Origin of the sequence: Bariatricus massiliensis (assembly GCF_900086725.1) — a bacterium.
In the GTDB taxonomy this organism is placed as follows: domain Bacteria; phylum Bacillota; class Clostridia; order Lachnospirales; family Lachnospiraceae; genus Allocoprococcus; species Allocoprococcus massiliensis.
In genome coordinates this window covers 676,108-699,000 of the sequence record NZ_LT574836.1, presented here as the reverse complement: position 1 = coordinate 699,000, position 22,893 = coordinate 676,108, and the positions used below count along the sequence as shown (strand labels likewise).

Below are 22,893 nucleotides of genomic sequence, written 5' to 3'. Positions count from 1 at the left end.
ATTATATCATACTTTCAATATCTTTTGTTCACTAATCACTGAAAATAACTGCCAATTCCATATATTTACAAATTATTCACTCGAAAGATTCGTTATTTACCGGTATTATCTGCTTGTTCATTCTGTACTGCATCTACCAACAGTTTCTCCGCTTCTGTGAGATGGGCTTTTTCAAGTAAATCCGGCCGCCATTTAGCAGTACGGATAACCGATTGTTCTCTTCTCCATTTCTCCACATTGGCGTGGTGTCCGGAAAGAAGGATGGATGGCACTTGTTTGTCATGCCAAATCTCAGGTCTGGAATACTGAGGGTATTCAAGCAAGTCATCCTGAAAACTTTCAAATTCTGCAGACACGTCATTGTGAAGAACGCCGGGCACTAATCTGGAAATTGCATCCACCATCATCATAGCGGGCAGTTCCCCTCCTGTCAGCACATAGTCCCCTGCCGAAACATAATCTGTCACAATTTCTTCCAACACCCGTTCATCGATTCCTTCGTAGTGTCCGCAAAGCAGTACTAAATCTTCCTCCTTTGCAAACTCTTCCGCCATGGCCTGATGAAATGGCTTTCCCTGCGGCGACAGATAGACCACCCGTGGCCGGGGCAGTTCATTGTCTGAACAAGCAGGTTCTGCCTGCCCTGCGGTGCCTCTGGCCTCCGCTATCTTTTGACAGACCGCCAAATAAGTCTGATATACCGGCTCTGCCTGCATCAGCATGCCCGCTCCTCCTCCATAAGGGTAATCGTCCACACTGCTGTGCTTATTAAAGGCATAGTCCCGGATATTTAAGGCTTGGATATCCAGAAGCCCCTTCTGGACCGCCCGGCCGGTAATGCTGGTATTCAATCCGCCAAGTACCATTTCCGGAAATAGTGTCATTATATAAAACCTCATGATTTATCCTCTCTGTCACAGTAATCCTTCTAGAAGATGTATATGCATCTCCCGCTTTTCAATATCCACATTCAACACACATTCGTGTATGGCCGGGACAAGTACTTCCCCGTGCTCATCGCTGTCAATCACATAGACATCATTTGCTCCGGTCTCCATCACGTCGCGGAGGATACCAAAGTTTTTACCGTCCTCACTCAGCACTTGCATCCCTATCATATCTGTAATAAAATACTCGTCTTCTTCCAGTTCCACTGCATCTTCTCTCGTGACAAGCAGCGGCATCTTTCTGTACTTCTCTATATCATTTATATTATCGATTCCCTTAAATTTTAGAATAACAAATTGTTTGAAGAACTTAACATTTTCTATCTCCAGCGGAATCTGCTCTTTTCCCGTATCCAAAATCACTTCTTTCAGCACTTTGAAGCGTGCGGCATCATCTGTTGTCGGAAACACCTTGACCTCTCCCTTGATGCCGTGTGTGGCGGTGATTACGCCCACCTGCAAATATTGTTCCTTTGACATTCTCCTAAATCCTTTCACATATCCCATGAGTGCACAAAACGCAGATAAATTTACACTTACCTGCGTTTCATCTTCTTTGACTGCTTATTGCATAATTTCAACTACGACTTTCTTATCTTCCTTCGCCGCAGCGGCTTTCACAACGGAACGGATTGCTTTTGCAATTCGGCCTTGTTTTCCGATTACCTTCCCCATGTCGTTATCTGCGACATGTACTTCGACAACCGTGGTCCTGCCTTCCTGTTTCTCTGTAACTACCACACTCGCAGGATCATCTACCAGTGCTTTTGTAATTACTTCTACTAAATTTTTCATCACTCGCACCTCCGCGAAGCAGCCTATTTCTCAATACCTGCTGCTTTAAAAATCTTGCCAACTACTTCTGTAGGCTGAGCACCGTTGTTTAACCATTTCTTAGCTGCCTCTTCGTCCACTTTGAATACGCTTGGATTCTGAGTCGGATCATAAGTACCGATTTCTTCGATAAATTTACCGTCTCTCGGAGCTCTGCCGTCAGCTACAACGATTCTATAGAAAGGAGCCTTTTTCTGTCCCATTCTTTTTAATCTGATTTTTACTGCCATTTTATTTCACCTCTTTCTCTCTTGATTATCTATGTGTTAAAAAGGAAGTCTGAACTTGCCTTTCTTACCACCTTTGCCTCCCATCATCCCGGGGAACTGCTTCATCATCTTTCGCATCTGTTCGAACTGCTTCACCGTCCGGTTCACTTCTGCCAAGTCAACGCCGGCGCCCGCCGCAATTCTACGCTTTCTGGATAGGTTGAGCAAATCGGGATTCTGGCGTTCCTTGATTGTCATGGAATAAATAATGGATTCCACTCTCGCCATCTTCTGCTCCGCATCATCCGCGTCGATATCGGGCATCTTTCCTTTGCCGCCCATGGCGCCCATCCCCGGCATCATCCCAAGGATACTGCCAAAGCCGCCCATCTTGCGCATCTGCTTCATACTCTCCAGATAATCCTCAAAATCGAATTGTGCCTTTTTGAGCTTATCTGTCATCTTTCTGGCCTGTTCTTCGTCAATCTCCTCACCGACTTTTTCAATGAGGCTTAAGACATCGCCCATGCCCAGTATTCTGGAAGCCATTCTGTCCGGATAAAACTGCTCCAAATCAGAAAGCTTCTCTCCCATACCAACATAAAGTATGGGACAGCCGGTGACTGCTTTAATTGAAAGCGCCGCACCGCCTCTGGTATCACCGTCTAATTTTGTCACAATGACACCGTCTATGCCAATCTTTTGATTAAAATTCTCTGCTACGTTGACCGCGTCCTGACCGGTCATGGCATCGACTACAAGAATCGTCTGATGGACTTCCACGGCATTCTTGATGTCCTGCAGCTCTTCCATCATCTCTTCATCCACATGCAGACGCCCCGCCGTATCAAGAATAATCAGGTTGTTGCCATTCTTCGCGGCATGTTCAAGCGCCGCTTTGGCAATGTCGGCAGGTTTCTGCTTGTCTCCCATGGAAAACACTTCCACGCCTTGCTTTTCCCCGTTGATCTGAAGCTGCTTGATTGCCGCCGGACGGTAGACATCACAGGCTACCAGCAGCGGCTTCTTGCCCTTGAGCTTGAACTTGCCAGCAAGTTTTGCTGTCGTGGTCGTTTTACCTGCTCCCTGAAGGCCCGCCATCATAATGACAGTTTTAGAACTTCCGGGCTGGAGCTTAATCTCCGTCATCTCAGACCCCATCAGGCGGACCAGCTCTTCATTCACAATCTTAATGACCATCTGTCCGGGATTAAGACCGTTCATCACATCCTGCCCGACTGCGCGCTCCTGAACATCTTTGATAAAACTCCTTACTACCTTGAAGTTAACATCCGCCTCCAAAAGCGCCATCTTTACTTCTCGCAGCGCCGCCTTCACATCATCTTCGGTGAGCCGCCCTTTGCTCCGGAGGTTCTTAAAAACATTCTGAAGTTTTTCTGTTAAACTGTCAAACGCCATATTATAACTCCTCTATTATCTCGCCGGATATTCGCTTTACTTTTGCAATCAAGTCTTTTTCATCCTGATGCTCATAGTTCTCCAGCAATTCATCTATCTCACTGACCTTTTGTTTTACAGACACAAACTTTTCTACCAGATGAAGCTTTTCCTCATACCCTTCCAGAGTCTTCGTGCACCGCTTAATCATATCATGCACTCCCTGACGGCTGATTCCGGCCTCTTTCGCAATCTCACTTAAAGAGTAGTCCTCAAGGACAGCCTGCTCATATATCTCCTTCTGATGCTCCGTCAGAAGTTCTCCGTAGAAATCATATAATAATGTCTGTTTCAGTATTTCGTCCATCATTTATCACCTGTGTTATCATATAACAAAAGGAAAAGACTGTCAAGTGTTTTTTCTTGACAATCTTTTTTCTTTTATTGCTGCTTATATAAACTCAGATTGATTTGGTCTGCTATCTTTTGGAAACAGGTGAGAAGTTTAGGATTAAATACCCCGCACTCTTCATTCAAAATCATCTGTACTGCCTTTTCATGTGAGTAGGCGCTCTTATATACACGTTCACTCACAAGCGCATCGTAGACATCGGCAAGGGACACTACCTGAGCTTGGATAGATATTTCATCCCCTTTCAGCCGGTCCGGGTAACCATTGCCATCCCAGCGCTCATGATGATGACGGCAAATATCATAACAGTACTTATATAGCTCACTGTCCTTGATATTCGGGATACTGTCCAATATGTCGCATCCCTTGATAGTATGCTCTTTCATCAATTCAAATTCTTCTTTGGTAAGTCTGCCCGGTTTCTTCAAAATAGAATCGGGAATAGAAATCTTACCAACATCGTGCATGACTGCCGCATCACAAAGCAGAGGAATCTGCTCTTCTTCTATCTGGTACTCTGGGTAAAATTTAGTCACACAGTCAAGAAGCATACTCGTAATATCCCGTATCCGCTTGACATGTTCCCCCGATTCGCAGTCACGGAATTCGATGATAGTACTGAGCATCTCAATGATTGAACTGTTGACATGCTGCAGTTCATCTGCCTGCTTTTTCAGCTTGTCAGCCTGCTTCTGCAGTTCAACGACCTGACGGTCAACGATATCCTTCAGCTTCTCCCTTGTCTGGTACAATTCCACGACATTCCCGATACGGCGCTGAATAAATTCAGGAAAAAAAGGTTTACTGATGACATCCACCACTCCCATATTATATCCCCGTATAATTGTATCATGAGAGTCGGCGGCTGTGATGAAGAAGACTGGAATACGCCTTACTATCCCATCGGCTTCCAGTCGTTCCATCACTTGGAAACCATCCAGCTTGGGCATCACAATGTCCAGCAGAATAGCCGCTAATTCATCTTCATGGTCATAAATATATTGAAGTGCCTCCTCGCCATTTATGGCTTCCGCAAGCTTATATTGTTCTCGGAAAGTCTCCGCTAGTATCATACGGTTGACTTCCTGATCATCTACTATTAGAATCGTGTTCCGCCCTTGCATCCCTTTTGCTTCTCCTAAACGTAAATTTCTGTTACGACTCTATTATCACCTTAAATTCAATCCTTGTCAATAAAATTACCAATTACATATTGAATTTTATGCCAATAGTTTCTGTATATGAATCCTGCCGTGTCCCTGTTGATTTTCCGGCAGCCCCATATCTTCACACCCATTCCAAACCCTTAGCTTCACCTCCGTATTGCTCATATCCGGGTACTTCTCAAGCAAAAGTGCTGCCGCCCCTGATACGACCGGCGTTGCCATAGAAGTGCCGCTTTTTTTAATATAAGGCATTCTGCTGCGTCTTGGATATAGGTGATTACAGGAGTATATCCCCAGTCCCGGAGCTGTCACATCCGGTTTTTTTACACACTCGACGGTCGGCCCACATCCTGAATACATTCGTCTGACACCGGCGGGTACATCGGCGCCGACTGTAATGACTTTTCTGCTGATTCCGGGCAGTGTGATACTCCCTTCCTCCGGCCCCAGATTCCCTGCCGCAGCCACGACCACCAGTCCCGCATCCCACATTTTTTCCACCCAGAACAATAAATTTTGCTCTCCTTTGTTTTGTGGGTGCGGCAGAGTTCCAATAGAGATATTGACAATACGTATTCTCAGGCGCTCCTTTTGCTCCAAGATAAAACGTATCCCTTGAATGACTTGATCTATCCTTCCGTCTCCTTTTTCATTGAGAACCTTTACGGATATCAGCCTTGCATCGGGCGCCATCCCTGCATACATCCCTCTCATACAACGTCCGTCACCGGCAAGGATGCCGGCCACATGCGTTCCGTGTCCGTTATCGTCATAGGGATGCTCCCTTCCATTCACACAATCTTTCCAGGCTGAAATATGCGCCGCAAGATCGGGATGGGGCTGGATTCCCGTATCTAGTACAGCGATGGCAATCCCCCTTCCCGTAAATTTCCTATCTATTACATCAGGACACCAGTAGTGGATTGTCTTCTTTAATTCTTTCATTTTATATCCTTTTTGTTTTAAGATATTCAGAAAGATAGAAAAATGTTTAAAATATGGAAACACTGGCAAGCTGTGCTACATATGATGAAGTGTAAAGAAACCCAATGGAGGCTATTAACATGAGTGATTTAAGTGCAACAAACTGTGGATGTGGATGCGAGAATAGCGCATCAAACTGTGGATGCGGCGGCGGGATGTCTTCCTGTCTCTGGATTATTATCCTTCTCTTCTGCTGCGGCGGATGCGGCGGCGGATTTGGCGGCAATGACTGCGGCGGAAACGACAGCTGTATCTGGATTATCTTACTGCTTCTGTGCTGCTGTGGTGGATTTGGCAACAACGGATGCGGCAATGGCTGTGGATGTGGCTGCTAATACGCAGTAATCTAAGATGGGGATGCCTTAAGGCATCCCCATTTTCTATATCATCTAGCGTTTCTCTTCTTTTTCATCTGGAACATCCACCAATCTTTTCTTCTCTTTTTTCTCTTCCGCAGATTTGCAGTGTTTCTTCAGCATACAGTTTTCATCCAGCTCATATACCGAATTTCCTTCGATAATAATTGTTCTGTTCATGATTTTCACCTGTTTCATTCTCTCATTTCAGTATATGCTGTTTTCATAAATCAGCATCATGGCACATATATATTTATAACGCTGTATCGGAGAGTATATATGGAAAAGAGACCGCCTTTAAAAATGACACCTTTTGATATGATGGTGACAAATGAAGCTATTCAGATGCTTAAACTGATGCTTCCCTATATGCCGCCCGATTTTCAGCGTATGGCGGGCATGTATGCCAAATTTTCGGAATTTCAGAATGCCATTTACTATTTCCAACCTCCTTATTATCATAGCCGCAGAGGGCGGCTGCGGCAAAAAGAGTTCACACTCGCATCCATGCTTCAGGATTTGGGGCCTTACCTCCCTGAGGATGCAGGCCAGACTATGGATATGTTTGCTCAGGTTATGAGTATGATGGAAGTAATGAATGCTGCTGGGGATAGTTCCAACGGAAATGGTGGTTTTTCAGCAGGAGGCATGGATTTTTCGGAGATGGCTAAGCAGATGCTGACGCCCGAACAACAATCAATGTTCGATATGATGAACGCATTTCAGTCAGAAAGGACGGATAACAATGAACGAATGGATGAACAATCCGGCAATGAAGAATCTGGACCCTGTGAAACTGGAGCTGATCAAAGCGGCAGCCCAGCAGACGAAAGGGAAGAATGGGAAGTCTCTGGCTCCCGTCATGATGAATCTGATAACCAGTGCCAATAAAAAGGGGATTCAATTCACCCCCGGCGAAGTGTCTCTGATTCTCGACATTCTCAAAGAAGGAAAATCCCCTCAAGAATGCGCACAGATTGATAATATGGTACAGATGGTACAGAATATGCAGAAAAACGGGGGCAGAAAAGGAAGGAGTTAAAATCCTTCCTTACGCCTCAAGTCACGCATCTCTCTCCTCTTCAGCGCACCTTCCCACTCCATTTTTTCACCCGGAGTCTCCGTGATGAGCTTCGGAACTTCTGTGGGGTTGCCGTCCTCCCCCAACGCTACAAGTGTCACATAGGCCCGGTTGATGGGCTTTCTGACACCGTCCATACTTTCTACATACGTATCCACACGCACTTCCATGGAAGTACGTCCTACATATGTCATCTTTCCTATCAACACGACAACATCTTTCTGAAATGCACTGCGCAGAAAATTCAGATTGTCTACGGATGCCGTAGTGATGTTCATATGTGTATGTCTTTTAGCTACGAGTCCGGCCACCTCATCAATCCACTGCATCAGTGTGCCGCCGAACAGCCGCCCGGCAGAATTCAGGTGCTGGGGCCTGACCATATGTATAGTTTCCACAAGGGAATCAGCCACTTTTCTCTCTGTCATTTTGTCACCTCTGTTTCTTTTATCCATCTGGTATTTATGGTATAATAATTACACATACGTGCAATTAAAGGCAATTGCATTGCACATATGTATTATATTTAACCGGAAAGGATATTTTTATGCGTAATATAAAATTGCTTATTGAATATGATGGTACCCGCTATCAAGGATTCACCCGGCGTGATTCCGGCAAGACCATCTCTTATAAACTTCAGGAAGCTCTTCTGCGCGTCACGGGCAAGGAGGTTGATTTGACAGGCGCTGTCAAGACCGACCCCGGTGTCCACGCCACCGCCCAGACAGTCCACTTTCTGACCGACACTCCTCTTTCACTGCGGGAGCTTAAAACTGCCCTGAACCGCAATCTTCCCATGGATATTGCGGTTACCGGAATTTCCGAGATGCCCTCCCGCTTTCACGCAGCCTTGAATTTAAAATCCTGTGCTTACACCTATCTTCTCGACACCGGACGTGTACCGGATATTTTCACCGGAAAATACGCGCTTCATTTTCCGGCTCCGCTTCATACGAAGGCCATTGAGGCTGCGGCCCGCCAGCTGTGCGGCACTCATGATTTTGCCTGTTTTTCGGCCGGAAAGAATAAAAAATCAACCGTGCGCTCTATCTCTGAGCTTGTACTCTATACATCGGAATCCAGCAGTCAGCTGCATCTTTACATTTGTGCAGACAGCTTTCTGCGCCTTATGCCCCAGTTGATCGTAGGCACCCTTTTAGATATCGGAACCGGGAAACGTTTTCCAGAAGATATCACAGCTATCTTAGAAGGGACATCGAAGTGCAGCGCACCCAGCCCTGCCCTCGGGCTGTGTCTCATGGAGACCAATTATGTATAGCCGTCAGTGCTTCTCCTCTGCCATCTTATTGAGAGAATCCTGTCTTATCCGTTCTCTCAGCGATTTGGTAAAAGGAAAGTCCTCGGCCTGACTAGTCCCATATGTAAGCTGGAGTTCGTGCTCCAGCGGCAGCCACGTACTGACAGGCGCCTCATTGTGCTGGATAACTGCTTCCATCTTATCCAGTGCATGAAACAGCCGGGCTTCCGGGGTACAGTTCTCTGAGATTTCCTTGAACATTCCCTTCAGCTCTTGACAATACGTTTCTGGCAGCATCTCTGCAATGGCCTCCAACGCGTTTTCTTCTTTCAGACAGTCCTCTTCTCCCTTTTCAAAACAAGGAACGTCCCCTGTGACGGCTTCCCCCAAATCATGAAAGAGGCAAAGCATCATCACCCGCTCTATATCCAGCTCGGGAAACTGCTCCTTCATGAGCCAGGCGAACACGCACAGCCGCCAGCTGTGCTCCGCCACACTCTCATGTCTCCCTGTTGACGTCCAAGAATGGCGGGTATTGCATTTTAAACGCTCGCAGAGGCTCATAAAGTCCAGCAAAATGGATTCATTCATATTCATCTGTCTTACCCCTCAACAATCTTAACATAGAACTTACGGTTCCTAGGGCCGTCGAACTCGCAAAAGTACAAGTCCTGCCAGATGCCAAAAATAATCTCACCTTTGTGTATAATCAGAGTCTGGGAAGGCCCCACCAAAGAAGTTTTCATATGTGCATGCGAATTTCCTTCCATATGCCGGTAATAAGGCTGCTCTGTGGGAAATACTTTATCGAATCCAAGAAGCATGTCGTGCACCACATCCGGGTCCGCATTTTCGTTGATTGTAAATCCAGCCGTAGTATGTGGGGAAAACACAAGCACTGTCCCCTCCTTAACACCGCTTTCCTGTATGTCTTCCCGTATCATGTTGGTGATTTTTGACATCTGCTGCGCATGTTGAGTAGATATAGTGTGTTCTTTTAAATACATAAAGCCTGCCTCCTTTTATTTTTCCAGATATTCCATCAATGAATGATATTTTAATCCCATCATGCGATATCCATGGTGGTAAAACGCCAGCAGCTTCTCGAAATCCTTCTCCAGCCTTGACACCGGCCTCATGTGCGGCCGCAGGACAAAGATGCTGCCTTCCTCCTCCAGCGCTTCGATATATGCCATCTCTTCGTTGTATTTTTCATTTCTTTTTATACAAGTCTCAACCAGCGCCGGATAATTTCTATAAAGTGTACGGTATAATCTTGCTGTACTTTTTGACACCGGCTTTTTCCGGTATCCTTTAGGCCGGGTCAAAATGACTACGGTTTTCTTCGGCCCCGTTTCTATTGCATGCTGTACGGGTACCGAGTCAGCTAATCCACCGTCCAAATATGGCACATCGTCAATCTTCACCACCGGGCATACTAAAGGCATACTGCTGGACGCCCTGCAGAGCATCATGAGCCTCTGCGGGTCACTGCCCTCCGTCAAGTATTCAGCCTTGCCAGTCACACAGTTAGTCACTACGATCTCGCACTGCATGTCTGACTTAAAATAAGTGTCAAAATCAAAAGGGAACACTTCATTCGGGTATTTGTCAAAAATCATATCCATATCCAGAAGGCTCCGCTCCTTGACAAAATCCTTCAGCCCGTAATAATAATCATATTCTTTGCCCCTGTGTATCATACAATCCCTCGTCCTGCCGGGCTGTCTGGACAAATAGTCCACTGCATTGCAAGAACCAGCGGATACTCCGACAACATGGGACAGATATATCTCCCGCTCCATCAGGTAATCCAAGACCCCGGAGGTAAAGACTCCCCGTGTGGCTCCCCCCTCTAAGACCAAACCTGCTTCTATCATCAAACCGCTCCTTTCATGGTCAAAATGCTATGCGTCCAGTATAGCACAACTTTGTATTCCTGTCTTGCTAAAATCAAATAGGCGTGTTACTATATGCGGGTGAGCATGCATAACGCCATAAATAATAAGTAAGAGTGAAATAAGGAGCGAACCTCTATGATCAGTACAAGTAATATCACTTTAAGAGTCGGGAAAAAAGCACTATTCGAAGACGTGAACATTAAATTTACCGAAGGAAACTGTTATGGCTTAATCGGTGCCAACGGCGCCGGGAAGTCTACATTTTTAAGAATTTTATCAGGGCAGCTTGAGCCTACGCAGGGGGATGTCATCATTACTCCCGGAGAGCGCCTCTCCTTCCTGCAGCAGGATCACTTTAAATACGACGAGTATCCTGTTCTGGACACCGTAATTATGGGAAACGCCCGTCTTTATGAAATTATGAAGGAAAAAGAAGTTATCTACGCGAAGGAGGATTTTACCGATGAGGATGGCATCAAGGCCAGCGAATTAGAGGGTGAATTTGCCTCCATGAACGGCTGGGAAGCGGAATCAGATGCAGCGTCTCTTTTAAACGGACTTGGAATCGACACAGACCTTCATCTGAAAATGATGAAAGACCTGACGGGAGCGCAGAAAGTCAAAGTTCTCTTGGCACAGTCCCTTTTTGGTAATCCGGATATTCTTCTGTTGGACGAACCTACGAACCACTTGGATCTTGACGCTATTGCCTGGCTGGAAGAATTCCTTATTAATTTTGACAATACCGTTATCGTGGTATCCCATGACCGGTATTTCTTAAATAAAGTCTGTACCCAGATTGCGGATATCGACTACGGCAAGATTCAGCTTTATGCGGGAAATTATGATTTCTGGTACGAGTCAAGCCAGCTGCTCATCCGCCAGATGAAAGAGGCGAATAAAAAGAAAGAGGAAAAAATCAAAGAACTTCAGGAGTTCATCTCCCGGTTCAGCGCCAACGCTTCTAAATCAAAACAGGCCACATCCAGAAAACGTGCTCTGGAGAAAATCCAGCTGGATGAGATACGCCCGTCCAGCCGTAAGTATCCTTATATCGATTTTAAACCGAACAGAGAGATAGGCAACGAAGTCCTGACCGTGGACGGCATCTCTAAGACGATCGACGGTGTAAAGGTACTGGACAACATCTCTTTCACTTTGAACCGTGAAGACAAAGTCGCTTTCGTTGGCGGCAATGAATTTGCAAAAACCGTGTTCTTTAAAATACTTACCGGTGAGATGGAGCCGGATGAGGGCAGTTATAAATGGGGCGTCACGACTACGCAGGCGTATTTTCCAAAAGACAGCAGCCATGAGTTTTCCAATGAAGATACTATCGTGGAATGGCTCACCCAGTATTCAGAGGAAAAGGACGTGACCTATGTGAGGGGCTTCCTCGGAAGGATGCTCTTTGCCGGAGAGGACGGGCTTAAAAAAGTCAAGGTTCTTTCAGGCGGTGAGAAGGTTCGGTGTCTGTTGTCAAAAATGATGATTTCAGGGGCAAACGTCTTAATTCTTGACGAGCCTACCGACCACCTTGATATGGAGGCGATTACCGCCCTCAACAATGGTATGAAGAAATTCCCGGGCGTTCTCCTCTTTGCCTCCCGTGACCACCAGATTGTGGAGACTACTGCCAACCGGATTATGGAATTTATGCCGGGCGGCCATATGATCGATAAAATCACAACTTATGATGAATACCTTGCCAGTGATGAGATGGCGAGAAAACGTCAAACTTACATTATGGAAGAAGAAGATAATTAAAGTAAAACGTGCAGATTATTTATGTCTGCACGTTTTTTTATCATCCACGTTCCTCCGCTTCCTATATAGATATATCTTCTCCGCCATATGAGCAAGTCCCTGTGCCATCGCCATACTGCCCACAATAATAGGAAGAACCCATATCATGTCCAGCTGCAAAAGATTCGCAATGCTCAAGAGAGGCTTGAATCCCACCACACTGAAGAAGAATCCTGCTGCCAGCACTCCCAATAAAAGCCCCCGCAGACGGTTCAGCGGTCGGCAGACTCTGTAGAGCACAGTCAATCCTACCGTCCCTCCGACCAGCAGATTGTACGTGGAGAGAACTTCCGGCGTAAAATGCAGAAAATAGTGCAGTATCTGAATCGCTCCCATTGCGACAGCCATCGTAAGAGCGGCCGGCAGAGATATCTGCATGATATGGGGCAAAAAACCTTCCTTACTGACCGACTCTGTCTGTTCCAGCGTCAAGATGAAACTAGGTATTCCTATCGTTATCGTGCTGATAAGAGTAAGCTGAATTGGTATGAACGGATAAGCCCTTGAAATCAAGATAAATATGACGCACAAAAGTGACGAGTATAATGTTTTTGTGAGGTACAGTGCGCTGACCCGCTCTATACTCCCTATAATCATCCTGCCCTCCCGGACTATCTCCGGCATACAAGAAAAATCTGAGTCCAGAAGGACAATATGCGCGGCCTGATGCGCGGCTTCGCTCCCTGCCGCCATGGCAATACCACAGTCTGCATCCTTGATGGCCAGCACGTCATTGACACCATCCCCTACCATGCCTACCGTATGGCCGTTATTTTGGAATCCACGTATGATATGCTGCTTTTGTTCCGGCGTGACTCTGCCAAATACGGCATATTGGCTGATGACGCTTTCCAATTCCTCCGGCTTATCAGGCAGGCTGGAGGCATCTACATAGCTTGCCGCTCCTTGGACTCCGGCTTTTTCCGCGATTTTAGATACCGTGACTGGGTTGTCCCCGGAAATAACTATGATACGGACATCATTTTCCTTAAAGTATTGAAATGTCTCCTCCGCCTCAGGGCGTATTACATCCGATAGCACGATAAGTCCAAAACTTCCGACGCCAAAGACCTCTCCCGTCTCCTTGTCGATACGGTCGCATGTACCCAGAAACAGGACCCGCATTCCGTTTTCCTCATAACTAAGAGCTTCCAGATAGAGTTCCTCCGTGGCATCCATAAAAAATTCAGGAGCACCAAGCACAAAGCTTCCCTGCCCTTCGAACGTGGCGGCGCGGTATTTCCGTTCCGGTGAAAAGGGGATGGTCTCGACTGTCTTCCATTCCCCCGTATTCTGAAAGCACCGCATCAATGCCTCCTGTGTGGGATTGATATCATCAAATGCAAAAGACATAGCGTTCATAACTCTGCGCATATCTACAATGGATATCCCTTTTTCCGGTATCAACCGCTCCACGGCCAGCTCACCAGTCGTGATTGTGCCAGTCTTATCCAGACACAAAACGTCCACTCTGGCTAATGCTTCCACAGCTTCCATCTCCTGAACGAGCGCTCTCTTCCGGGCAAGACGTCCCACGCCCAAGACAAATGACACACTGGTGAGAAGCACCAGCCCTTCCGGAACCATCCCAATCACTCCGCCCACGGTCTTGACAACCGATTCATTGACGGTAAGGCCGCCCACGGCATATTGGCTTATAAAAAGCAGGATTCCCACGGGTATGATCATAATGCTTACCGCCTTGATAACCTGCTTGATGGTGTCCTGCATTTCCGATGAAGCCCTTCTCTTTGTCTTTGCCTTCATGGTCAGAGCCTGTGCATAGTTCTCATCCCCCACATGGATGACCCTTCCAACCCCTGTACCGGATGTCAGATAACTGCCGGACAACAGTTTGTCCCCCGGCTTTTTTTTGACCGGAACCGATTCACCGGTCAGCATGGATTCGTTGACCTCCATTCCACGGGATTCCACAACACTGCAATCGCTGCATATCTGGACGCCGCCCTCAAGCAGGAGGAGATCATCCAGCACAATCTCCTCCACTTTAATCTCCCGGACTTCGCCGTCCCTTATCGCGGACACCTTCACTGCAGTCAAGACCGACAGCTTATCTATCAAGCGCTTTACCTTTAATTCCTGAATGATACCAATCAGGGAATTCAGCACGACCACCATCAAAAAGGCCGCATTTACGAACTTCCCTGTCATAAAAATCAAAGAACCCAGAAAAAGATTCAGAATATTAAAGTAAGTCACTATATGGCTTGTCACAATTTCGCGTTCCGTTTTCAGCGGGCCTTTCTGCACCCCATTTACCTTTCCCGCCTGAATACGCTCACTTATTTCCTTTTCTGTTAATCCCCTGTACTTTTTATATTCCGTACTCATATCCTATACCTTGTATTTAACCCCGCAGATTATAGTGAAGCAATAAAGCGATCCAGCGCTCTCTGTCCCTCCTCAGTCTGTTTATAGACTCCAGCGTCTTCCAGCACTTGGTTAAATACCAGCCCAATTTCTTCATGGAGAATATCCATGATAGTATCCTCTGTGATATGCTCATACTTTTTCAGAATCTCCTCTGCCCATGCCCCATGTTTTTCAAGCATTTCATCAGAGTAGATATCTTTTCCGGTGAGCATCGCATCTGCCAGTCGTTCCATCTCTGTCTTTAGGCGGGCCGGAAGAACGGCAAGCCCCATGACTTCAATGAGTCCAATATTCTCTTTCTTGATATGATGCAGATTTGCATGTGGGTGATACACGCCCATTGGATGTTCTTCCGTTGTAATATTATTGCGGAGCACGAGATCCAATTCATACATTCCATTCTTCATACGGGCAATCGGCGTAATCGTATTGTGTGGCTCCCCGTCTGTCTCAGCATAGATAAATGCCGCTTCGTCCGTATATCCTCTCCACACTTCCAATATATGTGCGGCTGTTTTGACCAAACGCCCTGTCTCCTTGCTTCTGAGGCGGATGACTGACATAGGCCATTTTACGATGCCCGCCTCCACATCCTCAAATCCATGAATCGTACATGTCCGTATAACCGGTGCCTTCGCCATTGCGAACTCATGATTTCCCCCTTGAAAATGGTCATGGCTTAAAATGGAGCCGCCTACAATAGGAAGGTCTGCATTGGAGCCTACGAAATAGTGGGGGAACTGGCTCACAAAGTCTAAAAGCTTAGCAAATGCCGCCTCTTCTATCTTCATCGGGACATGTTCGCCGTTAAAGACAATACAATGTTCATTATAATACACGTAAGGTGAATACTGGAATCCCCAGTCCTTTCCCGCTATGGTAATAGGGATGACACGGTGGTTCTGCCTTGCCGGATGACTGACATGCCCGGCATAACCCTCGTTCTCCTTACAGAGAAGGCACTTTGGATAACCGCTTGCCTTGGCGTTTCTCGCTGCGGCAATCGCCTTTGGATCCTTTTCCGGTTTGGACAGATTGATTGTAATTTCCATGTCCCCATAAGGTGTGGACGTTATCCATTTTTGGTCTCTCTTAATCCGGTATCTCCGTATGTAATCGCTGTCTTGGCTCAGCTTATAGAAATAGTCCGTAGCCGCTTTGGGGCCCTCCTGATAAAGGCTGTTGAATTCATCTATCACAGTGCTTGGCAGCGGCACAAGTCTCCCCATCACCTTTGTATCAAACAAATCACGGTAGACCACTGAATCTTCTATCAGCCCACACTCTACAGCATAATCAGTAATCTCCCTGAGTACACTCTCAAGTTCCGGCATCTCTTCTCCCAGCTCCGGCGCCTCATATCCGGTCAGTCCAAGGGTTTCCAGAATCTGGTTCGTCACATAAACTTCATCTTCTTTTTTTACAAGGCCCGTCATTTTCCCATACTGTACAAGCTTTCCTACTGCTTCGTATATCATAATGCTTCTCCCTTCAAATTCACCACTTACATTACCTTGAGTCCGCCATATTTACGCACTTTCAGCACGTGGCATGCACCAGCTCCAAATATCTCATCCATTGCCCTGCGGTAAGTTTCCACAAAATCATTTTCTACAAATACTTGTATCGTGCCCGCAAATCCGCCGCCATGCACCCTGCATACGCCGTGTCCGCCGAGCACCCGCTCACTCACAGCCAAAGCGATGGACATGCTCTGATTCTGTACATCCTCATTCGTATAAATATTCTGAAGGTATTTGAATGAAGAATCACCGGATTCTTTTACTAATTTTAAGAACTCCTTAAATTCACCGTTCTTCAGTGCGTCTACCTCTTTTTGCACCCGCTCATTATCCCCGTAAAAGTGGATGGCGCGAAGTACCGCTCTGTCCCCCGTCACCTTGCGTATTTCAGGTATATGTGTATAAAACTCCTCTGGCTCAATCTCCCGGAGATGCTTTTTGCCAAAATAATCACATACTTTCTTCATCTCCTCCGGCACCAGAGCATAGGCATAGGTCAAATCACTGTGGGATGCTTTGACATCTACGATACAGAGACTGTAATGATAAGCTTCAAAGTCCACATCCACCTTTTCTACTTTCGGTTTTTCAGGATCTTTAAAATCAATATGTATCATCCCTCCCACCGCGCATGCCATCTGATCCATGAGTCCGCTCGGTTTGCCGAAAAATACATTCTCCGCAAATTGACCTATCTGGGCAATTTCAACCATGCTGATACTCATCTCATTATACAGGCCATCCACAATAGTACCTATCACAGTCTCAAAAGCCGCAGAAGAAGACAGGCCCGAGCCACCCAGCACATCACTCGTCATATAAGCGTTAAATCCTCCCGTCTTATATCCCCTGTCCCGTAAACCGCGGAGAACACCTCGAATCAGTCCAATCGACGTCTCTTCCTCCTCCGGTCTTTTCTCTAAATCTTCTGCGCTTAATTCAATCATCTTGTAGCCTTCCGATACTACCCTCACCGCAGAATCCTCATTTTTACTGACAACTGCGATTACATCCAGATTGATAGATGTAGCCAGTACCATCCCCTGCTGATGGTCCGTATGATTACCGCCCACTTCGCTGCGCCCTGCCGCACTGTAAATTTCTACTTCCTGTGGGCCAAATAATGCAGTAAACTTCTCCATAGCCTTTATATAGCGGGCTTCCTGTGCCGGAATAACATGGGCATCTACATAGATATCCTCCAGCAGTCCCCTGAGCTTTCCTGCCTTCATTTCCTCCATAATCTCAGTAACTTGTTTCATGGCAATTCCTCCATTTTATACTTCGTTATTTCTCACTTTACACTTGCTTTTGCGTTAAGTAAATTATATAATATATTTAGTAAACATACAACACTGATTTACTAAATTTGTAAACTTTTTAATCGGGGGAAAACTTATGGCTACTATAAAAGACATTGCCAAAATAGCGAATGTCTCCACAGCGGCTGTCTCAAGAATCTTGAACATGGATGAGACGCTGAATGTATCTCCGGAGACAAGACAGAAAGTATTAGATACTGCACAGAAATTAAACTATATAAAAAGAAACCGGCCATCTGTCAAAGCCGCTTTTACACTGGGCATCGTACAGTGGTTCTCTTCACAGCAGGAACTGGAGGACAGTTATTATCTGCTCATACGTCAGGGTATCGAAGACTACTGTTTCGCCCATAATATCCAGATAGTAAGAACCTATAAAAGCGACCGGAACTACGCCGAGGCCCTCAAAACGGTAGACTGCCTCATATGCATCGGGAAATTCAGCCAAAAAGAAGTCCAGTTCTTCGAAGAACTGAACCCCTCCATTCTATTTCTTGACATGCCGGTGGATAATCCTAAAATATCTACGATTACCATGGATTTCGAACAGGCAGTGGCCGAAGGCCTACAATATCTCACCTCCCTTGGACATAAAGATATCGGATTCCTGTCCGGGAGGGAGTATGTGGACGATAACCAGCTTTATCCCGAATATCGAAAGAACGCCTTTATCAATTATTGTGAAGAACATGAGATAAATTACCGTCCCTACCTGAAAGAAGGCAGCTTTTTGATTGATTCTGGCTATGAGATGATGTGTGAGCTGATTGATTCCGGCAGGCTTCCCACTGCGGTCTTTGCTGCCAGTGACCCGATTGCCCTGGGGGCAATGAAGGCATTGAGCGAGCACGGCTTTTCCGTCCCCGGTGATGTCTCTGTCATGGGCTTCAATGATATCCGCATTGCGGAATTCACGGTACCTCCGCTGACTACCATCCACGCGCCGGCCTACCATATGGGGCGTTACGGTGCAGCCGTCCTCCAGCACATCATTCTTGAAGGACCTGCTGCCGCGTTAAAAATCAAGCTTCCCTGCGAGCTGGTCGTACGCAATTCATGCAAAAAAAGGGCTTACCAGTCAGATACACTATCGTTATAGTATGTCACTGCTTCTTCCAAAATCCTTATCCCGCCTTCAGCGGCCTCTGCTATCGTCACTGCACAGTTTTTGTGCACACCGCCGTCCCAATACCTTTCTATGGGATTCCTTTTTATCAGTCTGAGAATCCCGCAGAGCGCCGCACCGTGGGTGGACAGAAGCACCGTCTTGTCCTGCAGCTTTTTATTTCCCAGCAGCTCTTTCAAAAAGTCATCCAGCCGGTCAGATACTTGCTGGAAAGTCTCTCCTCCCTTCGGAGGATGATATTTCTCAGGGGCATCAAAAAAATAGCGGAAATCGGGGTCCGGAATATTCCATCCCTCCTGATTACAGCAAAGTCCTTCATACTCGCCAAAGCCCATTTCCATTATCCGTGCCTCTTCAATGATAGGAACGGCCCTGCCTTCCAGAACAAGCTCTGCCGTCTCCTTTGCCCGGCTCAAAGGACTCGTATATACGGCGGCGAAAGGAATGTCCCTGAGCGCCGGGGCAGTCTCTCTGGCCAGATGTCTCCCGAACTCATTGAGTGGAATATCTACCTGCCCTTGTAACTTTCGTTTTTTATTCCAGTCAGTTTCACCATGTCTGATCATATAAATTTTCATTATCTACACCTCTTAAATTCTTACGCTAAGCAGCGTTCATTGCCACGTGCAATTGCCTTTAATTGCACTCATGTATTGTACCATATTTTTTCTTCTGCGTGAAGCGTGCCCTTGCTTTTATCAAATATAACAGATATAATATTTATTGTTCTAATGAGCCAATAATACGGGAAGGAGCGCGGCGGCCCGCCGCACAGTTAGTATATGGAAAAAATCACAAGCTTTACGATAGACCATCTCAAGTTAGTCCCCGGTCTATATGTTTCAAGAAAGGACACCTATGGTGGTGTTACGTTGACGACTTTTGACATCCGCATGACGAACCCAAATGAAGAACCTGTCATGAACACGGCTGAAGTGCATACAATCGAACATCTCGGCGCCACATTTTTAAGGAACAACAAAGAATATGGAGACAAGGTCGTCTATTTTGGCCCCATGGGATGCCGTACAGGCTTTTATCTTATCCTCTATGGGAATTATCGTTCAGAAGAACTTCTTCCGCTTATGAGGGAAATGTTTACATTTATAGCCGCTTACCAAGGTGAAGTACCCGGCGCATCCGCGAAAGACTGCGGAAACTATTTGGATATGAATCTGCCTATGGCCAGATATACTGCAAAAAATTATTTGGACAAAGTACTTGCCAACATCACAGAAAAACAGCTCTGCTATCCGGATTAATCCGGGCAGTAGAGCTGTTTTTCTGTGACAATACAGTCAGGTTTTAAGTCAAATTCCTCCGCGTCGATACACGGGACCATCTGCAGTTCAAAGGCAACGGCCATTTTATTGATATTGTCTTTCTTCTCAAAGTACTTGTCATAATATCCGCCGCCATAGCCGATTCGATTCCGCTCTGAGTCAAAAGCGACCCCCGGCATTACCGCCAGTATATCCCCCCGTTTTGCTCCCTCTGTCTGGATGCGGGGGCATTCTTTCCTCGGCTCCCGAATGCCGTATGCTCCCTCCTCCAAATCCTCAAAAGACTCTATACGATAATATTCCATCGTCTTTCCGTGTACTTTGGGAACACCTACGCATTTCCCCAGTTCCCACGCTCTTTCGATAATCTGGCCTGTCATCACTTCCCGGTTATAATCCATGTAGAGAAGAACTGTTTTCGCCTTCTGAAACCAAGGATGAGATACAACGCTCTCACAGATATGGCTGCTTTTCTCCATAGTCTCCTGCTGGGATAGATTCCGGCGCGCTTTTAAAACTGCCAGTCTAATTTCCTTTTTTGCTGCCATATTTTTCACCCAGATGTGTAATGCTTCCATCCTTTTCTTTGATTGAAATATTATTCAGCTGCCCCCGGAGATTCTGCTTGAATGCGTCTACATATTCCCGCCTTAAAATCTGTTGTTCCTTCTTCTCCGCTTCCGTCAGTCCTTCTGCTTTAGACTTCCTGTAAAGTTCATTAATTCTTGCTATCTTTTTTTCATCCATATCTTCTGTTCCTCTCCGCACCCCAGATTTTCTGTTTGGTCCTAACTAGAATAATTTTCCAAAAAACCATACAATTTTTCTGTGGTCTCAATCTTTTTCCCGCTCTTTATCTCCGACTGCAGCTCCTGCGGCAGTTCAGATACCCTTATATTTGTATATTCAAACACTGTCGTTTTATCATTTTGGTATACAGCTACATAACCGTTCAACTCTAATAGGTAATAGCATTCTGCCTTTTCTGCATTTCCTTGAGTTGAAACCGACTGTTCTTCTTCTTTTCTTTTTGCTTCTTCCGCCTCAATGCGGGCCCGCTCCTGATCATATTTATATTCTACATGAAAAGCAAAGCTTAATGTCGCAAGGCAGACGACTGCCGCCAGCAAAAGGCCAATACTGTACTTTTTTTCCATAAGGACAACTCCTTTTTGTATACAGTATCGACCTGTTTTCCGGTATTTATACGATTTTAATAATAATTGTCATTCAATAAGTGCAGCTTTTTGCAGACGGATATGAGCGTAGCCCCTTTTGGCATGGACAGCAGCTCGTCTTCGGACAATCCTCCGAACTTCAGCAGGCATACGCCATAAACGATAACCGCCACGATCAGCACGATCAGGGTAGCCAAACGGCCCGGCATAAAAATATCCAGCACAAGATTGAGCACGAAGGCCACACCACCCATGATTGCCGCCGCAATTGCAGGGATGACGTATGTTCTCTGACGCTCCTGCACATATCCCACAGCCTCTCTGATGTCGTGGGAGTTCATGATGCACATGCACAATGAAAAAACAATCTTGCTGACAATAATAGAATAAATTCCCCATTTGAATACAACAAGCATAATGAACAGCGACACAATATGCAGGACAAGTGCTACCGTCGCATTTTTCACCGGCTTCATCATCCGGTTCAGTCCCTGAAGCACTGCATTGGTTATCGTGGACAAAGAGTAAAATACCAGCGATATAGCTCCAATCATCAGCATTCTTCCCTGTACACTATTTTCAACATTTGGCCAGAGAAAGTCCAATATCGGCTTTCCTATCACAAAAAAACCTACGGCGCTGGGAATGGCGATCAGCATTGTGTAACGTACTGCCATATATATCCGGTTATGTATGAGACGGCGCTCTCTGCTTTCTACCGCCCGCACAAGTCCCGGCATCATGGAAGCGCCCAACGCATTTGCAACTGCCAGAGGAACATTGAAGAGTGTATAATATTCACCCAGTTTCCCTATCATCCGTGCGCACCATTTTTCTGTCTTCCCCTGCGCCCCCATAATCTTGTTGAACATAGCACTGTCGATCACATTACTTGCATTGTAAATGGCCGTGCTGAGAATTACGGGCGCAATCGTTATGAGCAGCAATTTGAAAAGCATCTGGTACTCATCCTGCCGTTTACTTTTATCGGAGCGTAGCTGGCGTTTTAATATATTTTTGTATGCGGCATAACATAAAACAAGAAATACCAGACCAATCAGGGCGCCTGCCACCGTACCCAGCGTTCCGCCCGCCGCAGAGTACGCAGAACTTAGAAGTTCGTTATTCTTCTTCTCGGCAATTCCCTTTCCATACTCCATGAGCATGGCAGCGCCTAATATACTCACTACCGCATTGAGGATCTGCTCCAATACCTGTGAAATAGCTGTGGGAATCATTGTACCAATTCCCTGAAAGTATCCGCGCAGTACTCCCATTATGGCCACGATCAACAGACCGGGAGCCAATACCCTGAGTGCATAGGAGCTTAACTTTGCTCCCATCACATGATCCGCAATTACATCTGAACCGATAAATACAACAATCATAATGACTGTCCCTACCGCAACAGCAAATATCATGGCCGCTTTAAATACGCGGAATGCATTGCGCTTCTGTCCTTTTGCCATTCTGGCCGAAACCAGTTTGGAAACTGCCAAGGGAAGACTGTAGGAAGAAATTAACAGCGCGATCGAATACACCTGAAATGCGATGTCATAGTACCCCTGTCCTTCCAGTCCCATTATATTCAGCATAGGAATCCGGTAAATGGCGCCTATTACCTTCGTTATAATTCCAGCCGCCGCCAGAATGGTACCCTGTACCAGAAAACCTCTGCCTTTAGATTTCTTTTTCTTTGCCATAAAGCACCT

Annotated in this window: 28 protein-coding genes; 7 read left to right on the top strand and 21 right to left on the bottom strand. The window is 46.2% G+C overall.

The features are described from left to right. Nucleotides 1-92: 92 nt before the first annotated feature. The 8 genes from trmD to BN6465_RS04870 all read right to left on the bottom strand — a co-directional run bounded on the left by trmD (nucleotide 93) and on the right by BN6465_RS04870 (nucleotide 5,911). Nucleotides 93-899 (bottom strand): tRNA (guanosine(37)-N1)-methyltransferase TrmD, encoded by an 807-nt coding sequence (gene trmD / locus BN6465_RS04905; RefSeq protein WP_066732252.1) that lies wholly within the window; start codon nucleotides 897-899, stop codon nucleotides 93-95. Nucleotides 900-914: 15 nt separating this feature from the next. Then, nucleotides 915-1,427, bottom strand: a complete 513-nt coding sequence (gene rimM, locus BN6465_RS04900) for a ribosome maturation factor RimM (RefSeq protein ID WP_082891586.1) — start codon at nucleotides 1,425-1,427, stop codon at nucleotides 915-917. An 84-nt stretch (nucleotides 1,428-1,511) separates the two neighbouring features. Further along, nucleotides 1,512-1,742: a KH domain-containing protein gene (locus BN6465_RS04895; RefSeq protein WP_066732248.1), complete on the bottom strand. Its 231-nt coding sequence runs from the start codon at nucleotides 1,740-1,742 to the stop codon at nucleotides 1,512-1,514. Nucleotides 1,743-1,765: 23 nt separating this feature from the next. Further along, nucleotides 1,766-2,011 carry a 30S ribosomal protein S16 gene (gene rpsP / locus BN6465_RS04890; RefSeq protein ID WP_066732246.1) on the bottom strand — a complete coding sequence of 82 codons (246 nt, stop codon included), beginning with the start codon at nucleotides 2,009-2,011 and terminating at the stop codon, nucleotides 1,766-1,768. A 36-nt stretch (nucleotides 2,012-2,047) separates the two neighbouring features. Beyond that, nucleotides 2,048-3,409: a signal recognition particle protein gene (gene ffh, locus BN6465_RS04885; RefSeq protein WP_066732244.1), complete on the bottom strand. Its 1,362-nt coding sequence runs from the start codon at nucleotides 3,407-3,409 to the stop codon at nucleotides 2,048-2,050. Nucleotide 3,410: 1 nt separating this feature from the next. After that, nucleotides 3,411-3,755, bottom strand: a complete 345-nt coding sequence (ylxM, locus tag BN6465_RS04880) for a YlxM family DNA-binding protein (RefSeq protein WP_066732242.1) — start codon at nucleotides 3,753-3,755, stop codon at nucleotides 3,411-3,413. 74 nt (nucleotides 3,756-3,829) lie between these two features. Then, nucleotides 3,830-4,924: an HD domain-containing phosphohydrolase gene (locus BN6465_RS04875; RefSeq protein ID WP_066732240.1), complete on the bottom strand. Its 1,095-nt coding sequence runs from the start codon at nucleotides 4,922-4,924 to the stop codon at nucleotides 3,830-3,832. A gap of 96 nt (nucleotides 4,925-5,020) precedes the next feature. After that, a complete protein-coding gene (locus tag BN6465_RS04870) occupies nucleotides 5,021-5,911 on the bottom strand; it encodes a S8 family peptidase (RefSeq protein WP_066732239.1) in 891 nt (296 codons plus the stop codon). 119 nt (nucleotides 5,912-6,030) lie between these two features. Between BN6465_RS04870 and BN6465_RS04865 the strand changes: the two genes are divergently transcribed. Beyond that, complete coding sequence (locus BN6465_RS04865; protein ID WP_074017762.1) at nucleotides 6,031-6,285, top strand: chorion class high-cysteine HCB protein 13; 255 nt, start codon at nucleotides 6,031-6,033, stop codon at nucleotides 6,283-6,285. Between the two features lie 54 nt (nucleotides 6,286-6,339). Here the strand turns inward: BN6465_RS04865 and BN6465_RS20930 are convergent, their stop codons facing one another. Further along, complete coding sequence (locus BN6465_RS20930) at nucleotides 6,340-6,486, bottom strand: hypothetical protein (RefSeq protein WP_199882788.1); 147 nt, start codon at nucleotides 6,484-6,486, stop codon at nucleotides 6,340-6,342. Between the two features lie 99 nt (nucleotides 6,487-6,585). Between BN6465_RS20930 and BN6465_RS21170 the strand changes: the two genes are divergently transcribed. After that, complete coding sequence (locus BN6465_RS21170) at nucleotides 6,586-7,197, top strand: hypothetical protein (RefSeq protein WP_227183278.1); 612 nt, start codon at nucleotides 6,586-6,588, stop codon at nucleotides 7,195-7,197. Then, nucleotides 7,079-7,348: a hypothetical protein gene (locus BN6465_RS04860; RefSeq protein WP_227183276.1), complete on the top strand. Its 270-nt coding sequence runs from the start codon at nucleotides 7,079-7,081 to the stop codon at nucleotides 7,346-7,348. Before BN6465_RS21170 ends, BN6465_RS04860 begins: the two co-directional genes overlap by 119 nt. Here the strand turns inward: BN6465_RS04860 and BN6465_RS04855 are convergent. Next, nucleotides 7,345-7,815, bottom strand: a complete 471-nt coding sequence (locus BN6465_RS04855) for an acyl-CoA thioesterase (RefSeq protein WP_066732230.1) — start codon at nucleotides 7,813-7,815, stop codon at nucleotides 7,345-7,347. The two genes, BN6465_RS04860 and BN6465_RS04855, sit on opposite strands and share 4 nt — an antisense overlap. A gap of 119 nt (nucleotides 7,816-7,934) precedes the next feature. On the opposite strand from BN6465_RS04855, the gene truA reads away from it, so the two are divergent. Beyond that, nucleotides 7,935-8,669 (top strand): tRNA pseudouridine(38-40) synthase TruA, encoded by a 735-nt coding sequence (gene truA, locus BN6465_RS04850; protein ID WP_066732228.1) that lies wholly within the window; start codon nucleotides 7,935-7,937, stop codon nucleotides 8,667-8,669. A gap of 3 nt (nucleotides 8,670-8,672) precedes the next feature. On the opposite strand, the gene BN6465_RS04845 is transcribed toward truA, so the two are convergent. Genes BN6465_RS04845 through BN6465_RS04835 form a run of 3 tightly spaced genes read right to left on the bottom strand, consistent with a single transcriptional unit; the run spans nucleotide 8,673 to nucleotide 10,528 of the window. Next, nucleotides 8,673-9,245 (bottom strand): HD domain-containing protein, encoded by a 573-nt coding sequence (locus tag BN6465_RS04845; RefSeq protein ID WP_308013029.1) that lies wholly within the window; start codon nucleotides 9,243-9,245, stop codon nucleotides 8,673-8,675. Nucleotides 9,246-9,250: 5 nt separating this feature from the next. Beyond that, on the bottom strand, nucleotides 9,251-9,655 hold the full coding sequence (locus BN6465_RS04840) for a secondary thiamine-phosphate synthase enzyme YjbQ (protein ID WP_066732226.1): 405 nt from the start codon (nucleotides 9,653-9,655) through the stop codon (nucleotides 9,251-9,253). 15 nt (nucleotides 9,656-9,670) lie between these two features. Further along, a complete protein-coding gene (locus tag BN6465_RS04835; RefSeq protein WP_066732224.1) occupies nucleotides 9,671-10,528 on the bottom strand; it encodes a patatin-like phospholipase family protein in 858 nt (285 codons plus the stop codon). A gap of 156 nt (nucleotides 10,529-10,684) precedes the next feature. Between BN6465_RS04835 and BN6465_RS04830 the strand changes: the two genes are divergently transcribed. After that, a complete protein-coding gene (locus tag BN6465_RS04830; protein ID WP_066732222.1) occupies nucleotides 10,685-12,316 on the top strand; it encodes an ABC-F family ATP-binding cassette domain-containing protein in 1,632 nt (543 codons plus the stop codon). Nucleotides 12,317-12,331: 15 nt separating this feature from the next. Here the strand turns inward: BN6465_RS04830 and BN6465_RS04825 are convergent, their stop codons facing one another. From BN6465_RS04825 to BN6465_RS04815, 3 genes are read right to left on the bottom strand one after another with little or no spacing between them, the layout of a single operon-like run. Next, complete coding sequence (locus BN6465_RS04825; RefSeq protein WP_066732220.1) at nucleotides 12,332-14,707, bottom strand: HAD-IC family P-type ATPase; 2,376 nt, start codon at nucleotides 14,705-14,707, stop codon at nucleotides 12,332-12,334. Between the two features lie 29 nt (nucleotides 14,708-14,736). Further along, nucleotides 14,737-16,227 carry a UDP-glucose--hexose-1-phosphate uridylyltransferase gene (gene galT / locus BN6465_RS04820; protein WP_066732218.1) on the bottom strand — a complete coding sequence of 497 codons (1,491 nt, stop codon included), beginning with the start codon at nucleotides 16,225-16,227 and terminating at the stop codon, nucleotides 14,737-14,739. A 26-nt stretch (nucleotides 16,228-16,253) separates the two neighbouring features. Continuing rightward, nucleotides 16,254-17,534: a galactokinase gene (locus tag BN6465_RS04815; RefSeq protein ID WP_066732216.1), complete on the bottom strand. Its 1,281-nt coding sequence runs from the start codon at nucleotides 17,532-17,534 to the stop codon at nucleotides 16,254-16,256. Nucleotides 17,535-17,670: 136 nt separating this feature from the next. Between BN6465_RS04815 and BN6465_RS04810 the strand changes: the two genes are divergently transcribed. Continuing rightward, complete coding sequence (locus BN6465_RS04810) at nucleotides 17,671-18,693, top strand: LacI family DNA-binding transcriptional regulator (RefSeq protein ID WP_066732213.1); 1,023 nt, start codon at nucleotides 17,671-17,673, stop codon at nucleotides 18,691-18,693. Here BN6465_RS04810 and BN6465_RS04805 read toward each other — a convergent pair. After that, nucleotides 18,666-19,298: a histidine phosphatase family protein gene (locus BN6465_RS04805; protein WP_066732209.1), complete on the bottom strand. Its 633-nt coding sequence runs from the start codon at nucleotides 19,296-19,298 to the stop codon at nucleotides 18,666-18,668. The genes BN6465_RS04810 and BN6465_RS04805 overlap by 28 nt on opposite strands. Before the next feature lie 204 nt (nucleotides 19,299-19,502). Here BN6465_RS04805 and BN6465_RS04800 point away from each other — a divergent pair, with 204 nt between their 5' ends. Beyond that, the gene (locus BN6465_RS04800) at nucleotides 19,503-19,982 is read left to right on the top strand and encodes an S-ribosylhomocysteine lyase (protein ID WP_066732207.1); all 480 of its coding nucleotides are present in this window, start codon (nucleotides 19,503-19,505) and stop codon (nucleotides 19,980-19,982) included. On the opposite strand, the gene BN6465_RS04795 is transcribed toward BN6465_RS04800, so the two are convergent. From BN6465_RS04795 to BN6465_RS04780, 4 genes are read right to left on the bottom strand one after another with little or no spacing between them, the layout of a single operon-like run. Then, nucleotides 19,979-20,551: a 5-formyltetrahydrofolate cyclo-ligase gene (locus BN6465_RS04795; RefSeq protein WP_066732204.1), complete on the bottom strand. Its 573-nt coding sequence runs from the start codon at nucleotides 20,549-20,551 to the stop codon at nucleotides 19,979-19,981. The two genes, BN6465_RS04800 and BN6465_RS04795, sit on opposite strands and share 4 nt — an antisense overlap. After that, nucleotides 20,529-20,750 carry a DUF896 domain-containing protein gene (locus BN6465_RS20645; protein WP_066732202.1) on the bottom strand — a complete coding sequence of 74 codons (222 nt, stop codon included), beginning with the start codon at nucleotides 20,748-20,750 and terminating at the stop codon, nucleotides 20,529-20,531. Before BN6465_RS20645 ends, BN6465_RS04795 begins: the two co-directional genes overlap by 23 nt. Before the next feature lie 41 nt (nucleotides 20,751-20,791). Next, nucleotides 20,792-21,160: a hypothetical protein gene (locus BN6465_RS04785; protein ID WP_066732200.1), complete on the bottom strand. Its 369-nt coding sequence runs from the start codon at nucleotides 21,158-21,160 to the stop codon at nucleotides 20,792-20,794. 56 nt (nucleotides 21,161-21,216) lie between these two features. After that, complete coding sequence (locus tag BN6465_RS04780; protein ID WP_066732197.1) at nucleotides 21,217-22,884, bottom strand: putative polysaccharide biosynthesis protein; 1,668 nt, start codon at nucleotides 22,882-22,884, stop codon at nucleotides 21,217-21,219. Nucleotides 22,885-22,893 lie beyond the last annotated feature (9 nt).

Coding starts and splice junctions, on each gene's coding strand:
- trmD (WP_066732252.1), bottom strand. CDS start 899: ATGAGGTTTTATATAATGACACTATTTCCGGAAATGGTACTTGGCGGA.
- rimM (WP_082891586.1), bottom strand. CDS start 1,427: ATGTCAAAGGAACAATATTTGCAGGTGGGCGTAATCACCGCCACACAC.
- BN6465_RS04895 (WP_066732248.1), bottom strand. CDS start 1,742: ATGAAAAATTTAGTAGAAGTAATTACAAAAGCACTGGTAGATGATCCT.
- rpsP (WP_066732246.1), bottom strand. CDS start 2,011: ATGGCAGTAAAAATCAGATTAAAAAGAATGGGACAGAAAAAGGCTCCT.
- ffh (WP_066732244.1), bottom strand. CDS start 3,409: ATGGCGTTTGACAGTTTAACAGAAAAACTTCAGAATGTTTTTAAGAAC.
- ylxM (WP_066732242.1), bottom strand. CDS start 3,755: ATGGACGAAATACTGAAACAGACATTATTATATGATTTCTACGGAGAA.
- BN6465_RS04875 (WP_066732240.1), bottom strand. CDS start 4,924: ATGCAAGGGCGGAACACGATTCTAATAGTAGATGATCAGGAAGTCAAC.
- BN6465_RS04870 (WP_066732239.1), bottom strand. CDS start 5,911: ATGAAAGAATTAAAGAAGACAATCCACTACTGGTGTCCTGATGTAATA.
- BN6465_RS04865 (WP_074017762.1), top strand. CDS start 6,031: ATGAGTGATTTAAGTGCAACAAACTGTGGATGTGGATGCGAGAATAGC.
- BN6465_RS20930 (WP_199882788.1), bottom strand. CDS start 6,486: ATGAACAGAACAATTATTATCGAAGGAAATTCGGTATATGAGCTGGAT.
- BN6465_RS21170 (WP_227183278.1), top strand. CDS start 6,586: ATGGAAAAGAGACCGCCTTTAAAAATGACACCTTTTGATATGATGGTG.
- BN6465_RS04860 (WP_227183276.1), top strand. CDS start 7,079: ATGAAGAATCTGGACCCTGTGAAACTGGAGCTGATCAAAGCGGCAGCC.
- BN6465_RS04855 (WP_066732230.1), bottom strand. CDS start 7,815: ATGACAGAGAGAAAAGTGGCTGATTCCCTTGTGGAAACTATACATATG.
- truA (WP_066732228.1), top strand. CDS start 7,935: ATGCGTAATATAAAATTGCTTATTGAATATGATGGTACCCGCTATCAA.
- BN6465_RS04845 (WP_308013029.1), bottom strand. CDS start 9,245: ATGAATATGAATGAATCCATTTTGCTGGACTTTATGAGCCTCTGCGAG.
- BN6465_RS04840 (WP_066732226.1), bottom strand. CDS start 9,655: ATGTATTTAAAAGAACACACTATATCTACTCAACATGCGCAGCAGATG.
- BN6465_RS04835 (WP_066732224.1), bottom strand. CDS start 10,528: ATGATAGAAGCAGGTTTGGTCTTAGAGGGGGGAGCCACACGGGGAGTC.
- BN6465_RS04830 (WP_066732222.1), top strand. CDS start 10,685: ATGATCAGTACAAGTAATATCACTTTAAGAGTCGGGAAAAAAGCACTA.
- BN6465_RS04825 (WP_066732220.1), bottom strand. CDS start 14,707: ATGAGTACGGAATATAAAAAGTACAGGGGATTAACAGAAAAGGAAATA.
- galT (WP_066732218.1), bottom strand. CDS start 16,227: ATGATATACGAAGCAGTAGGAAAGCTTGTACAGTATGGGAAAATGACG.
- BN6465_RS04815 (WP_066732216.1), bottom strand. CDS start 17,534: ATGAAACAAGTTACTGAGATTATGGAGGAAATGAAGGCAGGAAAGCTC.
- BN6465_RS04810 (WP_066732213.1), top strand. CDS start 17,671: ATGGCTACTATAAAAGACATTGCCAAAATAGCGAATGTCTCCACAGCG.
- BN6465_RS04805 (WP_066732209.1), bottom strand. CDS start 19,298: ATGAAAATTTATATGATCAGACATGGTGAAACTGACTGGAATAAAAAA.
- BN6465_RS04800 (WP_066732207.1), top strand. CDS start 19,503: ATGGAAAAAATCACAAGCTTTACGATAGACCATCTCAAGTTAGTCCCC.
- BN6465_RS04795 (WP_066732204.1), bottom strand. CDS start 20,551: ATGGCAGCAAAAAAGGAAATTAGACTGGCAGTTTTAAAAGCGCGCCGG.
- BN6465_RS20645 (WP_066732202.1), bottom strand. CDS start 20,750: ATGGATGAAAAAAAGATAGCAAGAATTAATGAACTTTACAGGAAGTCT.
- BN6465_RS04785 (WP_066732200.1), bottom strand. CDS start 21,160: ATGGAAAAAAAGTACAGTATTGGCCTTTTGCTGGCGGCAGTCGTCTGC.
- BN6465_RS04780 (WP_066732197.1), bottom strand. CDS start 22,884: ATGGCAAAGAAAAAGAAATCTAAAGGCAGAGGTTTTCTGGTACAGGGT.